This is a genomic window from Nocardia sp. NPDC088792, assembly GCF_044750615.1.
GTDB lineage: Bacteria > Actinomycetota > Actinomycetes > Mycobacteriales > Mycobacteriaceae > Nocardia.
The window spans coordinates 172082-185472 of record NZ_JBIVKC010000010.1 but is presented as its reverse complement, the minus strand read 5'-3'; the positions used below and the strand labels follow the sequence as shown (position 1 = coordinate 185472).

At 67.1% G+C, this 13391-nt stretch carries 16 protein-coding genes; 8 read left to right on the top strand and 8 right to left on the bottom strand.

From position 1 onward, the window contains the following. Nucleotides 1–9: 9 nt before the first annotated feature. Nucleotides 10–657 (bottom strand): TetR/AcrR family transcriptional regulator C-terminal domain-containing protein, encoded by a 648-nt coding sequence (locus tag ACIP5Y_RS47440; protein WP_400360420.1) that lies wholly within the window; start codon nt 655–657, stop codon nt 10–12. Nucleotides 658–754: 97 nt separating this feature from the next. Between ACIP5Y_RS47440 and ACIP5Y_RS47435 the strand changes: the two genes are divergently transcribed. After that, a complete protein-coding gene (locus ACIP5Y_RS47435) occupies nt 755–1210 on the top strand; it encodes an ester cyclase (RefSeq protein ID WP_400360419.1) in 456 nt (151 codons plus the stop codon). Nucleotides 1211–1216: 6 nt separating this feature from the next. Here ACIP5Y_RS47435 and ACIP5Y_RS47430 read toward each other — a convergent pair whose 3' ends face one another. Genes ACIP5Y_RS47430 through ACIP5Y_RS47420 form a run of 3 tightly spaced genes read right to left on the bottom strand, consistent with a single transcriptional unit; the run spans nt 1217 to nt 2932 of the window. Further along, a complete protein-coding gene (locus ACIP5Y_RS47430; RefSeq protein WP_400360418.1) occupies nt 1217–1690 on the bottom strand; it encodes a nitroreductase family deazaflavin-dependent oxidoreductase in 474 nt (157 codons plus the stop codon). A 29-nt stretch (nt 1691–1719) separates the two neighbouring features. Beyond that, a complete protein-coding gene (locus tag ACIP5Y_RS47425; RefSeq protein ID WP_400360417.1) occupies nt 1720–2130 on the bottom strand; it encodes a VOC family protein in 411 nt (136 codons plus the stop codon). Nucleotides 2131–2185: 55 nt separating this feature from the next. Further along, nucleotides 2186–2932 (bottom strand): SDR family oxidoreductase, encoded by a 747-nt coding sequence (locus ACIP5Y_RS47420; protein ID WP_400360416.1) that lies wholly within the window; start codon nt 2930–2932, stop codon nt 2186–2188. A 113-nt stretch (nt 2933–3045) separates the two neighbouring features. On the opposite strand from ACIP5Y_RS47420, the gene ACIP5Y_RS47415 reads away from it, so the two are divergent. Further along, on the top strand, nt 3046–3969 hold the full coding sequence (locus ACIP5Y_RS47415; protein ID WP_400360415.1) for a LysR family transcriptional regulator: 924 nt from the start codon (nt 3046–3048) through the stop codon (nt 3967–3969). A gap of 32 nt (nt 3970–4001) precedes the next feature. Continuing rightward, entirely contained in the window at nt 4002–6290 is a 2289-nt protein-coding gene (locus tag ACIP5Y_RS47410) for a molybdopterin-dependent oxidoreductase (RefSeq protein ID WP_400360414.1), read from the top strand. Here ACIP5Y_RS47410 and ACIP5Y_RS47405 read toward each other — a convergent pair. Next, nucleotides 6259–6705 carry a pyridoxamine 5'-phosphate oxidase family protein gene (locus tag ACIP5Y_RS47405; RefSeq protein WP_400360413.1) on the bottom strand — a complete coding sequence of 149 codons (447 nt, stop codon included), beginning with the start codon at nt 6703–6705 and terminating at the stop codon, nt 6259–6261. The two genes, ACIP5Y_RS47410 and ACIP5Y_RS47405, sit on opposite strands and share 32 nt — an antisense overlap. A 259-nt stretch (nt 6706–6964) precedes the next feature. Here ACIP5Y_RS47405 and ACIP5Y_RS47400 point away from each other — a divergent pair, with 259 nt between their 5' ends. Continuing rightward, on the top strand, nt 6965–7453 hold the full coding sequence (locus tag ACIP5Y_RS47400; RefSeq protein ID WP_400360412.1) for a Dps family protein: 489 nt from the start codon (nt 6965–6967) through the stop codon (nt 7451–7453). A gap of 15 nt (nt 7454–7468) precedes the next feature. Here ACIP5Y_RS47400 and ACIP5Y_RS47395 read toward each other — a convergent pair whose 3' ends face one another. Beyond that, a complete protein-coding gene (locus ACIP5Y_RS47395; RefSeq protein ID WP_400360411.1) occupies nt 7469–8197 on the bottom strand; it encodes an SDR family NAD(P)-dependent oxidoreductase in 729 nt (242 codons plus the stop codon). A gap of 69 nt (nt 8198–8266) precedes the next feature. Between ACIP5Y_RS47395 and ACIP5Y_RS47390 the strand changes: the two genes are divergently transcribed. The 4 genes from ACIP5Y_RS47390 (at nt 8267) to ACIP5Y_RS47375 (ending at nt 11783) form a co-directional block, all read left to right on the top strand. Then, nucleotides 8267–9085: a helix-turn-helix transcriptional regulator gene (locus ACIP5Y_RS47390; protein WP_400360410.1), complete on the top strand. Its 819-nt coding sequence runs from the start codon at nt 8267–8269 to the stop codon at nt 9083–9085. Nucleotides 9086–9098: 13 nt separating this feature from the next. Beyond that, complete coding sequence (locus tag ACIP5Y_RS47385) at nt 9099–10058, top strand: LysR family transcriptional regulator (RefSeq protein WP_400360409.1); 960 nt, start codon at nt 9099–9101, stop codon at nt 10056–10058. A 129-nt stretch (nt 10059–10187) separates the two neighbouring features. Further along, nucleotides 10188–11312 (top strand): PLP-dependent cysteine synthase family protein, encoded by a 1125-nt coding sequence (locus tag ACIP5Y_RS47380; protein ID WP_400360408.1) that lies wholly within the window; start codon nt 10188–10190, stop codon nt 11310–11312. A 198-nt stretch (nt 11313–11510) separates the two neighbouring features. Beyond that, complete coding sequence (locus tag ACIP5Y_RS47375) at nt 11511–11783, top strand: hypothetical protein (RefSeq protein WP_400360407.1); 273 nt, start codon at nt 11511–11513, stop codon at nt 11781–11783. On the opposite strand, the gene ACIP5Y_RS47370 is transcribed toward ACIP5Y_RS47375, so the two are convergent. After that, on the bottom strand, nt 11784–12281 hold the full coding sequence (locus ACIP5Y_RS47370; RefSeq protein WP_400360406.1) for a hypothetical protein: 498 nt from the start codon (nt 12279–12281) through the stop codon (nt 11784–11786). A gap of 109 nt (nt 12282–12390) precedes the next feature. Next, nucleotides 12391–13125, bottom strand: a complete 735-nt coding sequence (locus tag ACIP5Y_RS47365; protein ID WP_400360405.1) for a hypothetical protein — start codon at nt 13123–13125, stop codon at nt 12391–12393. Nucleotides 13126–13391 lie beyond the last annotated feature (266 nt).

Here is a 13391-nt window from a genome sequence, read left to right as displayed (position 1 = left end):
CCGGCGCGGTCAGCGCAGGGCGTCGAAGCCGTGCAGCATGGCGGCCACGGCGAATTCGAAGCGGGTCTCGTCGTCGGTGCCCGCGCCGGTGCGGGCCGCTTCGGTGAGGAGCGGGAACTCTGCGGGGTCCAGCGTGTTCAGGTAGTCGACCGAGCCCGGTCCGCGGGCCTCGTTGACGGGTGTCGTGTGCGCTTCGGAGGTGGCGTGCGCGATGACGAACAGGGTCAGCGCATTCACGATGTCCAGGGCGCGGCCCACCTCGAATCCGGCTGTGCGGAGCACGGATAAGCCGCGTTCGGCCGTGCGCAGGGTTTGTGGTGTGACGGCGATCCGGGTGGCGACCAAGGGCAGGGCGCCGGGGTGGCATAGCAGGGTCAGGCGCAGTGCGCGGGCGTAATCGGTGAGCGAGGTCTGCCAGTCGCCGTCGGCGACGCGGATTTCGGCCGCGGACATGATGCGTTCCACGATGCCGTCGAACAGGGCGTCCTTGTTGGGGACGTAGTGGTAGAGGGTCATGGCCTCGACGCCCAGGTCCGCGCCGAGTTTGCGCATGGACAGGGCCGCGAGACCATCGCGGTCGGCCATGGCGAGGGCGGCGTCGAGCACCTGCTCGCGGGACAGCCCTGCTCGTTCGGCTCGGGTTCGTTTGGGCGGCACCGATTTCCCTCTCCACGGTTGACACTCTTACGTCGTAAGTGGATAGTACTCCACAGCGGCTCTTACGACGTAAGAGTGTGATTCACGGGAGAGACCGATGAGCAGCACCGTCACCGACAACAAGGCCACCATCACCGCGTTCATCGAGGCGCTCAACCACGGCGTGGACGGCGACGAAGACTGGGTGAAGTTCCTGTCGCCGCAGGTGATCGACCACAACAAGATCATCTTCGGCGAGGAGGACGAGCCCGGCGCCGCCATCGAGGGCTTCCGGCAGCAGCTCGCCGCGTTCAGCCGCACCGAGGCCGAGCACTCCGGAATCCTGGTGCAGGAACTCATCGGTGAGGACGACCGCATCGTGGCGCGCCTGCGCGTGGTCGGCACCCACACCGGCTACCACGTCCGCATGCCCGAGCCCACCGGCCGCAGCTGCGATGTCGAGCAGATCTGGATCTTCACCCTCGCCGCGGGCCGCATCGCCGAAATCCGTGCCGTCAGCGACCGTCTCGGCATGTTCCTGCAGCTGGGCTGGGACTGGCCGACCGTCGACTGAGCGCGATCACCGGGCGCTGAGCCGGACCACCGGGTATTCGCGCTCGGACTTGCTCTGGTACTTCCCGTATCGAGGCTGGGCGGCGGTAATACGCTGCCACGCCTCGGCCCGATCGGCGCCCTCGAGCCGGTGCGGCGTCACCGCCACCTGGTCGCGACCCGGCAATTGGACCGACGCCTGCTCCGGATGCGCCACCAGATTCGCGTACCAATCCGGATTCTGGCTGCCGCCACCGGAAGCGACGAGCAGCCAGGCCCGCTCACCATCGGCGAACCACGTCACCGGCGACTGCCGCGGCGCACCGCTGCGCCGGCCGATGGTGTGCAGGATCAGCACCTCCATACCCATGAACTTGCCGTCACCGCGGCGGATGCGGGAATTCATGCGGGAGTTCATCTTCCGCTGCATCCACCGCGAAAACGCTCCGGGCGTACCGCTCTTGCGTCCCGCGTTGTTGTTCGTCTGCTGCTTGTTCGACATGATCGTTCCTTCCTCGGGTCGGCGGGGGTTCAGAGCAGTTCTTGGATGCGGATCTGATTGCCCGCGGGATCGGTGACGGCGCAATCGCGGATTCCGTAGGGATGCACCATCGGCTCCTGGACCACCGGCGCACCGCCGGCCCGCGCCCGGGCGAAGGCATCGTCGATATCCTTGCTGGCCAGCACGACGCGGGCATAGGTGCCCTTGGCCATCATCTCGGTGATGACGCGCCGCTCGTCCGCGGTGATGCCCGGCTCGATGGTGGCCGGATGCAACACGATCGAGGTGCCGGGCTGATCGGCCGAACCGACCGTGATCCAGCGCTTGGTCCCGTTGCCGACATCCTTGCGGACCTCGAAACCCAGGGCGTCCCGGTAGAAGAGCAGGGACGCCTCGGGATCGGTGTGCGGGAGGAAGATCCAGTGAATGCTGATGTCCATGGTTTGAACGCTAGATTCGGCCATGGGTCCGGGGCTTCTCGATTCCTGACCGGTCTCAGAGCTGGGAAGCGCCACCATCGACGGCGAGTTCGGCGCCCGTGGTGAAGGTCGCCTCGAAGCCGAGGAAGCGCACCGCCTTGGCGATCTCCTCGGCGGTACCGAAGCGCTGCATCGGATTGCTGTCGCGCAGATTGTTCGTGAGGGCCTCGGCCGCCTCGGGCGCCAACTTGGTCTTGCCGAGGATCGGCGTGGTGATCGGGCCGGGGCTCACGGCATTGACCCGGATATTGCGGGGCAGCAGCTCGCGAGCCAGCGAGCGGGTGAGCGAACGCAATGCGGCCTTGCTGGCCGCATACGCGCTGACCAGCGGGAAGCCTGCCACGTTCACGATCGAGGTGGTGAGCACCACCGCGCCGCCGTCCTCGATCAGCGGGGCGAGCTTCTGCACGGTGAAGAACGGGCCCTTGGCATTGATGCCGAGCACCTCGTCGTAGGTCGCCTCGTCGGTGTCCTCGAACGCGACGAAGCGCCCGATGCCGGCGTTCACGAAAAGCAGGTCCACCGTGCCGAATTCGGTCTTCACCCGATCGGCGAGCGCATCGATGTCGGTGAGCGACGCGGCATCGCTGTGCACCACGATGGCGTTGTCGCCCAGTTGTTTCCGGGCCGCGTCGAGGGTGGCCTCGGTGCGGCCGGTGACCAGGACGCGCGCGCCCTGCCCGAGCAGCAGTTCGGCGGTCGCCAGCCCCATTCCGGTCGTGCCGCCCGTGATGACCACTCGTTTGCTGTCGTAGATTCCCATGACTCGACTCTGTCCCCGCGGTGCGGTCCCGGTCCAATGAATGTTCCGCAAGGCACATCCCGGAATATGCATCGTCGCAGCTCATTACGATGAAATCCGGCTACTCTCGGGATATGACGTCTGTATCTGCTCCCGCGGCGGATCTCGATCTGCGGCTGGTGCGCTGCTTCCTCGCCGTGGCAGAGCACCGGAACTTCGGCCGCGCCGCCGACTCGGTGTTCCTCACCCAGTCCTCGCTCAGTCGCCAGATCGCCCGGCTGGAAAGGGATCTGGGGGTGCGGCTGCTCGATCGCACCCCGCAGCGCGTGCAGCTCACCGAGGCGGGCGCGGTCTTCCTGCCGCTCGCCGAGGAGTTGCTGCGCGGTGCGGACCGGGCGGTGGCCCGGGTCCGGGCCGCGGGCACGCCCGGCCGCCTCACCGTCGGTTTCACCACCGGGCTGATCATCACCCCGGCCGTACGCGCATTGCGTCAGCGGTTTCCCGAGGCGGAAGTGCGCACACAGCATCTGGATTCGTGTGAACCGCGCGTCGCGCTGCTCGAGCATCGAGTGGACGCGGTGGTGTCGCGGATGCCCTTCCCCGCCGACCAGCTGCAGGTGACTGCGCTTTATGACGAACCACGGGTGGTCGTGGTCGCGGCGGATCATCGGCTGGCGGGCAAGGAATCGGTCACGCTGGCCGATATCGCGGACGAACCGCTGGTCCGGGTGCGGCAGGCCGATCCGGACTGGTGTGCCTTCTGGCGCCTCGAACCACGGCCCGACGGACAGCCCGCCCCGGCCGGGCCCATCGTGGAGAACATCGAGGACCGATTCGAGGCCGTCGCCGCGGGCGAAGCGATCACCGTCGCGGCCGCGCCGACGACGCTACGGCCCGATCTGATCACGATCCTGCTCGAGGGCGTGGAACCCAGCCACGTCGTGCTCGCCACCCGCACCGAGGACCGTAACCCGCTGCTGCCCGCCTTCCGGGACTACGCCCGCGCTCGGCTGCAGGCCACGGCACAGGTAAGGGCCACAGCACAATCGGGGTGGTGAAAGGTGTCGGAGGGCGGGCGTATGTTGGTCGAATGGTCACGCATCTGACCCATTGGGGCGCATTCGAGGCGGACAGCGACGGCACTCGCTTGACGGCGGTGCGGCCTTGGCGCGGCGACCCGGAACCCACTCCGCTCATCGAGAATGTCGCGTCCGCGCAGCATCATCCGGCGCGCATCGATCAGCCCTATGTGCGCAAGGGCTGGCTCGAACACGGGCCCGGACCGGCCGCCCGCGGTGACGACACCTTCGTACCGGTCTCCTGGGATACCGTCCTGGATCTGCTGGCCGGGGAATTGGCCAGGGTGTACCGGGAATTCGGGCCGCAGGCGGTGTACGGCGGGTCCTACGGGTGGGCCAGCGCCGGGCGGTTCCATCACGCGCAGAGCCAGGTACACCGGTTCCTCAACGGGCTCGGCGGGTACGTGTCCCATCGCAACAGCTACAGCCTCGGCGTTTCACAGGTGTTGATGCCGCATGTGCTGGCTGATATGGGCGCGCTCATGGCGCGAGCGACCACGAAATCGGTGCTGGCACGGCATTCGGAGCTCATCGTGTCCTTCGGCGGGCTGTCGCCGAAGAATTCGGCCGTCTCACCGGGCGGGGTGTCGCGGCACAATACGCGCGGCTGGATCGAGACGGCACAGGAGAACGGCTGCCGGTTCATCACCATCAGCCCACTGCGCGACGATATTCCGGCGCAGGCCGATGCGGAATGGATCGCGCCACGGCCCGGCAGCGACGCCGCCCTCATGCTGGCGCTGGCGCAGGTGCTGGACTCGGAAGGGCTGGCGGACAACGACTTCCTGGACACGCACGCGGTCGGCTACCCGCGCTTCGCGCAGTATCTGCGCGGTGACGTGGATGGTGTGGTGAAGGATCCGGAGTGGGCCGGGCAGATCACCGGTATTGCCGCGCAACGGATCCGGGAGCTGGCCCGGGACATGGCCGCGCACCGCACAATGATCACTGTGAGCTGGTCGTTGCAGCGCGCCCGCTACGGTGAACAGCCGCTGTGGCTCGGGGTGGTGCTCGCGGCCATGCTCGGCCAGATCGGGCTGCCCGGTGGCGGATTCGGGCACGGCTACGGCTCGGCGGCGAATGTCGGCCTGGCCGTGCGGGCCACTTCGCCGCCGCGGCTGCCACAGGGCGAGAACGGCGTCGACGACTTCATTCCCGTCGCGCGCATCGCCGATATGCTGCTCGATCCCGGTGCGCCCTACGAGTACAACGGGGAGCATCGGGTGTATCCCGATATCCGGCTGGTCTATTGGGCCGGCGGGAATCCCTTCCACCACCACCAGAATCTGGCCCGGCTGCGTTCCGCGTTCGGTCGGCCCGACACCGTCGTGGTGCACGATCCGTTCTGGTCGGCCACCGCCCGGCATGCCGATATCGTGCTGCCCTCGACCATGACCATCGAACGCGACGATTATGGTGCGGGGGAGGGGGATCGGTTTTTCTTCCCGATGCCCGCGCTCACCGCGCCGCACGCCGACGCCCGCGACGACTACTGGATGTTCGGTGAACTGGCCGAACGGCTGGGCTTCGGCAAGGAATTCACCGAGGGCCGCACGGCCACGGAATGGCTGTGCCACCTCTACGACGAGTGGCGTGCGCGCCTCGCCGAAAAGGGCCATGAACTGCCCGATTTCGAGGCGTTCTGGTCCGGTGCGGCCCTCGAACTGCCCATCGAGGCCGAGGAGCATGTCGCCTTCGCCGATTTCCGGGCCGATCCCGCCGCGCACCCGCTGAGCACACCGAGCGGGCGCATCGAGATCTTCTCCGAGACCATCGCCGGTTTCGGCTACGACGACTGCCCCGGCCATCCGGTGTGGCTCGAGCCCGAGGAGTGGCTGGGCAGCGCGCGGGCGGCCGCGTTCCCGATCCAGCTGGTGGCCAATCAGCCGCGCACCAAACTGCACAGTCAATTGGATATCGGCGCGCACAGTCAGTCCACGAAAGTCCAGGGGCGCGAACCGGTTCGACTACATCCGGACGAGGCGGCGGCGCGTGGCCTGCATACCGGGGATATCGTGCGGATCTTCAATGACCGGGGCAGTTGCCTGGCCGGGTTGCTGGTCGACGATGCGGTGCGGCCCGGGGTGGCGCAATTGTCCACGGGCGCCTGGTACGACCCGGATCCGAGGGATCCGTCGTTCTGCCGGCACGGCAACCCGAATGCCGTCACCGCGGATCGGGGATCCTCGCGGTTGAGTCAGGGCTGCACCGGTCAGTTGTCGCTGGTCGAGATCGAGCGGTACACCGATTCGGTTCCGGAGCTGACGGTCAGCGGTCCACCGTCGATCGAGCCGGTGTGAACCGGTAGGTCGACTGCTCGGGGCTGCGCAGGTACTCCACCCCGGTGATGATGTCCGGGTGGATGCGCACGATGCGGTCGCGCGGTCCCGGAATGGCCGCGCGCAGCAGTAGCCGCATGCGGGCGATCTCCTCCGGCGAGGTGACCTCCTCGGCGCTGCCGCGCACGATCACACACCAGCCCGTCTGGGTGTCGTGGTCGATGGTGTCCGCCTCGAAGGCCACGACCTGCCGCGCGCCGGTGAGCGCGCTCGCATTGGCGGGAATGACGATGGCGCCGTTGTGCACGATGTGGTTGACCGGGCGGATGGTGGGCATACCGTGCCGAGTGAACACGACCCGCCCGAACCGGACCCCGCTCAGCAACCGGAGCGCCTCCGCGGTCGACAGCTCGCGGGCTCCGAGTGTTTCGTTCATCGCACCCTCTCCGGAATACGCTCGTGCACCACCGATTTCAGTGAGTGATCTGCTGCAGTGAGATTTCGCGCGACATTGAGCGGCCAGCGATTCGTGGCACCGAACGGTCAGGGAACGAAACCGAGCGGCCGGTGAATGCTGATCCTTTCATGGTTCCCGCAAGTGTGGCGAGCGAAACATGGCCAATCGAAGCACCCGGTACTAATCTGGAATCATTCCAGAAAACGAAACCGGGGTGATCCCCTTGAGAGGAGTAGTCGTGACCAGCACACTGTCCAAGGGCGGCGTCATCACCAGCCCGCTCGCCGCAGCCGATACCCAGGTCGTCGGAGTGGTCCTGCAGGAAGCGCTCACCGACCTCATCGACCTCTCGCTCACCGCCAAGCAGGCGCATTGGAACGTCACCGGCCCGCATTTCCGTTCCCTGCACCTGCAGTTGGACGAACTCGTCGACAGCGCTCGGGAATTCTCCGACGCGGTCGCGGAACGGGCTGCGGCGCTCTCGGTTTCGCCCGACGGCCGGGCCGCGGCGGTAGCCGCTGCCGCCCAGCCGTTTCCCGCGGGCTACCTCGCCGACCGCGACGTCGTCGGGCTGATCGTGGCCCGCCTCGAGTCCACCGTGCACGGACTACGTCGCGGCATCGCGGCCACCGAGACGCCCGACCCGGTCACCCAGGACCTGCTCATCGGCATTACCGCCAAGATCGAGGAGCACCGCTGGATGTTCCAGGCCCAGCTGTCCGCCTGACGGATTTCCGAGGCCTCACCACGGCGTGAGAGTGCCGTCCCAGGAATGGAATTCACCGGTCGGGCCGTCGTCCGGCAGTAGCGCGAGGCGCACTGCCGCGGCGGCGGCCTCGGCCGGATCACCGCCCAGCTCGCCCGCGCGATCATTGAGATCGGTGGCCCGGATACCCGGGGCCAGCGCATTGACCTTGAAACCGGCCGGGGTCAGTTCGCGGGCGTACAGGACGGTGACCATGTTCAGGGCCGCCTTGGAAGAGCGATAGGCGACGCCACCTGCCGTACCGTGTGGCGCGTCCGGGCCGGAACTCAGTGTCAGCGAACCGGTGCCGCTGGAGATATTGACGATGCGCGGCCGGGCCGACGCGCGCAGCAGCGGCAGAAACGCATTGGTGACCGCAAGCACGCCGAACAGATTGGTCTCGAAGGTACGGCGCACATCATCCAGCGCGACCTCGGCGACCGAGTCGGCGTTGACGAAGATGCCCGCGTTGTTGACCAGAATGTCGAGTGCCGATACTTCCTCGACCGCCGCGGCGGTACTGCGCGAATCGGTGACATCGAGCACCAGCAATCGTGCCTTGCCGCCGATCTCATCGACCACGCGCTGCCCGCGCCCGCCATCACGCGAACCTACGTAGACCGTGACGCCGAGGTCGGCCAACTGCTGCGCGATATGCCGGCCGATGCCCTTGTTCGCGCCGGTCACCAGAGCGGTGGAATCCTGAGGGGAGACAGAATCGTTCATACGATCGACCATTCTCCGCACGGACGGCACGATCCAGGACTCGACGATACCTGGCTACGGAGGTTGCTCATGGCTAGGGACGAATTGGCCCGCTTCCTGCGGGAGCGGCGCGAAGCACTGCACCCGGCCGATTTCGGAGTGCCCGCCGGCCGCCGCCGCACACCGGGTCTGCGGCGCGAAGAGGTCGCCGAGCGGGCCGCCGTCTCGGTCGATTACTACGCCCGGCTCGAGCAGGCCCGCGGCCCGCGCCCGTCGGCGGCCGTGCTCACCGGTATCGCGACCGCGCTGCGGCTGCCGGAGGCCGAACGCCGCCACCTGTTCCGGCTGGCGAATGTGGTGCCCGCGGCCCCGGCCGGGCCCGCACGCGGGGTGCGACCGCATATCACCGCCCTGCTCGAGCGGCTGCCCGAGACCGGTGTGCTGGTGACCAGTGCGGCCTATGACGTGCTCGCATGCAACCCGATGGCGCGGGCGCTGCTCGGCGATCTCGGGCCGCGGCCGAATCTGGCGCGGCGCCGGTTCCTGCGTGGCGAGATCAGCGGCGGCGATGCCGTCGCGGCGGGCAGTGGCTTCGAGGAATTCGGTGAGATCGTGGTCGCCCGATTGCGCGCCGCCGCCGATCGCTATCCCCGCGATGTCGGGCTGACCGGCCTGCTGGGCGAGTTGCGTTCCGGTAGTGCGGAGTTCACCGAGATCTGGGATACGAATCCGGTGCGAGCGCCCGGACATCGGGTCAAGACGGCGGTCCATCCGGTCTACGGCACCCTGCACATCAATTGCGATGTGCTCACCGTTCCCGACGATGACCAGCAGGTCGTGTTCATCACCGCCGATCGCGGCTCACCCTCTGCCCGGATACTGGGTGGAATTGCCGCGCGGTTGCCGTGACTAGGATGGTCGCATGCTGGAGATCAGGCAGCTGAAGATCTTCCGGGCGGTGGCGCGCAGCGGCTCGTTCTCCGCCGCCGCCCGCAATCTCGGCTACACCCAGCCCGCGATCAGCCAGCAGATCAAGGCCATGGAACGGACGCTGGGCACAGCGCTGGTCATGCGCTCCGGCAATCAGCTGCAGCTCACCGAGGCCGGTGACGCGCTGTCCCGTTACGCCGCCACCATTCTCGGGACCATGGACGCGGCCGAGGCCGAGATTCGCGCCCTCACCGAACTCCGTGCCGGGCGGGTGCGAATCGCGGCCTTCCCCAGCGCGTATTCGTTGCTGCTGCCCAAGACCATCGCGGGAGTGCAAGCGGCACAACCGAAACTGCGCGTGACGTTGATCGAGGCCGAACCGCCGGAAGCGGTGAGCATGCTGCGCACCGGCGAATGCGAGATCGCCCTGGTCTTCGACTATCCCGCCGGCCGGGTACCCGACGGGGAAAGCGCCGGTGAGGTAGGCAGTCCCGACTACGCCGACCTGAGTGTGCACACCCTCTTCACCGAGCGGCTGCGCGTCCTGCTGCCCCCGCGCCACCGCCTGGCGGGCACCGCGCGCACCCAGCCGTTGAACCTCGCCGAACTGGCGGGGGAGCGGTGGATCGCCGGCTGCCCACAGTGCCGCGCCCATCTCATCGACGTGTGCAAGGAAGCCGACTTCCACCCCGAAATCGATTACACGACAGAGAATTTCGCAGCCGTCGTCGGTCTGGTCGCGGAGGGGCTGGGCGTGGCGCTGGCAACCGAACTGGCCATTTCGGGTCTCCCGGCCGCCGGGGTGGTGCGTTCCCTGCCCCTGGAACCCGCGATGGAGCGCCGCATCTTGGCGGTGACGCTGCCCAAACTGGAGGCGGTGCCCGCGGTGGACGCGGTCATCCGCCAATTGCGGGCAACCGCCCCGCTGATCGAGGCCGCCGCCGCACGCTAGCCGGGTGTGCACCCATTATCGATAGTTTCAGCCCCCATTAGAGACTGTTGGGGTCAACCGCCCGAGGTCACATTTCCTGGGCCTATGCATCGGATAGGTTTGAATTCCGATGAATTGGAGGGAAACGAAATGACCACGGCGTCCGACCTGCCCGTCGTCGATGAGACCGATATCGACCGTTACGACCCCGAGTACCGCGCGTGGTTGCGCGAGGCCGTGCGCAAGGTGCAGGCCGACGGCAACCGGTCAGCGGACACCCATCTGCTGACGATTCCGCTGCCGCCGGAGTGGGGCATCGACCTCTACCTCAAGGACGAATCCACCCATCCCACCGGCAGTCTCAAGCACCGGCTGGCGCGCTCGCTGTTCCTGTACGCGCTGTGCAATGGCTGGCTGCGGCCGGGACGTCCGGTCATCGAGGCGTCGAGCGGTTCGACGGCGGTATCGGAGGCGTACTTCGCCAAGCTCATCGGGGTGCCGTTCATCGCGGTCATGGCGCGTTCCACCGTGCAGTCCAAGATCGACCTGATCGAATTCCACGGCGGCCGATGTCATCTGGTCGACAACCCGTGCGAGGTATACGAGGTGGCCGCACGCCTGGCCGACGAGCAGGGCGGCCACTACATGGACCAGTTCACCTACGCCGAACGCGCCACCGACTGGCGCGGCAACAACAATATCGCCGAATCCATCTTCCGCCAGCTGGACCAGGAGCGTTACCCCGAACCCGCATGGATCGTCGCGACCGCCGGCACCGGCGGCACCTCGGCCACCATCGCCCGCTACGTGCACTACACCATGCGCAACACCGGCATCTGCGTCGCCGACCCCGAAAACTCGGCCTTCCTCGCCGGCTGGCGCGACGCCGACCGGAACGCCAGCTCCGACAACGGTTCCCGCATCGAGGGCATCGGCCGCCAACGCGTCGAACCCAGCTTCATCCCCGGCTCCGTCGACCGCATGATGCGCGTCCCCGACGCCGCCTCGGTCGCCACCATCCACCTGCTCGAACGCCTCCTGGGCCGCAAATGCGGCGCCTCCACCGGCACCGGCGTCTGGGCAGCATTCCGCCTCATCGCCGAAATGCTCGCCCAGGGCCGCCACGGCAGCGTCGTCACCCTCCTCTGCGACCCAGGCGAGCGCTACCTCGACAAGTACTACTCCGAAGCCTGGCTCGCCGACCAGAACATCGACCCAACCCCGTATTCCCTTCGACTGGAACACTTCCTGCAAACAGGCGACCTCTCCCACTGATGCCCAGCTTCCCACCGTGCGCGCCGGGCCGGTTGCGGCGGGTTCGCACCTGACCGACCTTGGTGTCGGAATCGGGGGCGGAGTTCACTACTGTGAGTAGAGCTTTCGGGAAGGCTTTGGGAGGGGATCATGAACAGGCCGTCGAATCAGCGTGTCTATCAATCGGTTACACCGTCGCCGAATCCGCCGACTGTGGTCGTGTTCGTTCTTGTCCTCGCGATCGCGGGGGCATTGCTGGTGTTGGGTCTGGGTCTGGACGCCTACAACTGGCTGAGTCCGGGTGATCCGGTGGTGCGCAGCTGGGGTATCGATTGGAATATCGTCGGCGCGTGGGTCGCGGTGGCGCTGCTGCCGGTCCAGGTGCTTCCGCTGGCCGTGGGTGCTTTCGTCCTGCAGGTGCTCGCGGTGTTCTTGTTGGCGCGCCCGGCCCTGCGGGCCTGGCTGGCACCGTCGCCAGCGCTCACGCGGTGATCACACCAGGAATTCGCCTGTCCAGGTCTGCAGTGACCACCAGATCGCGCCGGTGAGCGCCGCCGCGGTCGCAATGACCAGCACCAGCAGTGCCGGACCGAACGACACCGCGTCCTCGTAGTGGTAGCCGCGTGCGACGGGCAGCATGCACACCCCGATAGTGGCCACCACGGCCATCCCGATCGCTTCGGCGATCGCCAGCGCGAGTATGCCCATCAAGCGGGCTCGGGTCTCACCCACCACGATCACCACCACGGTGAGCAAGCCCAGCAGGGGGGCACCGCCACCGACGAGTGAGACCCCTGGCGTGCCGTAGTGGGCGGTGTCGGCCAGTGAATAGGTGTCGCGGCGGCCGTCGTTGACGGTGGCCAGCGGCATGTAATACCCGAGCCCGGTGGCCATCGCGCCGGCTATCAGCAGCACGACACCGCCGAACTGCTGCCACCGGCTACGGCGCGGTGCCGGTGTATCCGCCTGGGCGGCAACGTCTTCGCTCACTCCGGCGAGTCTGCCAGAACCGGGTGGTCGGGACCGGTCGGGCGCAACTACCTCCCGAACTCGCGCTGACGCTGGTCGTTCGGGGTCATCGGCCGGTCGCCCACCGTGCTCAGCGGCCGCCGGCGTCGACAGGGCGTGCGGCGGCTGCATTCAGCCAGAAGACCAGGATCGCTGCCGCGGACAACAGGTTCTGGAATTGGTCGGTGTTGCGGGTTTCCGTGCCGTGGGGCTGGTGTACCCATGCGAACAGGACTCCGCCCTTGATACGGATTCGTGGGGCGGCGCCATATTTGTACAGCTGCAGCATCGAGCCGCGTACTCGGTCGGTCAGAATTGCGGCCACGTCGCGGTGACGGGGGGAATACACGGTGTAGAACTCGCCGAATTGGCCCGCGCCGGTGGGGAAGAGCTGATCGGCGAACGAAATACCTTCCCACATCGGTTTCCAGACCGGATCGCCGGCGGTGGTGTGCGCCGTGGAAACCACCTCCATATCGGCGATCGCGCTGTTCAGCGCGGGAATCGCGATAGAGGTGTAGGTCCAGGTCCGGGTGGTGCGCGAGGTCCAGCCTTCCTGGGTTTGGGAGGTGTGGCTGCGGTAGGTCACGAACGGCAGCGTGGTATCCACGCCGGGGACTTCCACCTGGCCGTGCACCGGCACCGTGTTCTTTCCGCCGTTGAGGTGATACGGGCCCAAACCCAATGGCTTGTGGTCGGATTCCCATGTCGGTGTCGGCCACCCGGGCGAGCCTCCCACCTTGGCGGTCACGGCTTGTTGGTGTTTGAAGGTGGAGGACTTTTCCACCACCACGCTGGCCACTATCAACAGTGCGACGACGACCAAGATCCCGATAATGACAGCCAACTCACAACCCTTCATCGACGGAGTGTGCGCACTCCCCCAATAGTGAAGCTTCCGGTCGGACAGGCGGTTTCATCGAAACGCCATCAGGATCCCATCCCCCACCTGGAAGCTTCCCCATCACACCGTGCCGTCGGGTTTCCGGCAAGTCGATTCCGGGACCTGGCGCACCACGAGGCGACGCTGATTTCCGCTTCCAGCCGGAATCGGCTGATAGCTGGTGTATTCGGTGAATCGTCAGCCCCCCG

Bases quoted from the DNA above. Each gene is read 5' to 3' on its own strand.
- ACIP5Y_RS47405 (WP_400360413.1), bottom strand. From the start codon at position 6,705: ATGAACGAAACACTCGGAGCCCGCGAGCTGTCGACCGCGGAGGCGCTC.
- ACIP5Y_RS47380 (WP_400360408.1), top strand. From the start codon at position 10,188: ATGACCACGGCGTCCGACCTGCCCGTCGTCGATGAGACCGATATCGAC.
- ACIP5Y_RS47390 (WP_400360410.1), top strand. From the start codon at position 8,267: ATGGCTAGGGACGAATTGGCCCGCTTCCTGCGGGAGCGGCGCGAAGCA.
- ACIP5Y_RS47410 (WP_400360414.1), top strand. From the start codon at position 4,002: ATGGTCACGCATCTGACCCATTGGGGCGCATTCGAGGCGGACAGCGAC.
- ACIP5Y_RS47435 (WP_400360419.1), top strand. From the start codon at position 755: ATGAGCAGCACCGTCACCGACAACAAGGCCACCATCACCGCGTTCATC.
- ACIP5Y_RS47415 (WP_400360415.1), top strand. From the start codon at position 3,046: ATGACGTCTGTATCTGCTCCCGCGGCGGATCTCGATCTGCGGCTGGTG.
- ACIP5Y_RS47395 (WP_400360411.1), bottom strand. From the start codon at position 8,197: ATGAACGATTCTGTCTCCCCTCAGGATTCCACCGCTCTGGTGACCGGC.
- ACIP5Y_RS47430 (WP_400360418.1), bottom strand. From the start codon at position 1,690: ATGTCGAACAAGCAGCAGACGAACAACAACGCGGGACGCAAGAGCGGT.
- ACIP5Y_RS47425 (WP_400360417.1), bottom strand. From the start codon at position 2,130: ATGGACATCAGCATTCACTGGATCTTCCTCCCGCACACCGATCCCGAG.
- ACIP5Y_RS47420 (WP_400360416.1), bottom strand. From the start codon at position 2,932: ATGGGAATCTACGACAGCAAACGAGTGGTCATCACGGGCGGCACGACC.
- ACIP5Y_RS47385 (WP_400360409.1), top strand. From the start codon at position 9,099: ATGCTGGAGATCAGGCAGCTGAAGATCTTCCGGGCGGTGGCGCGCAGC.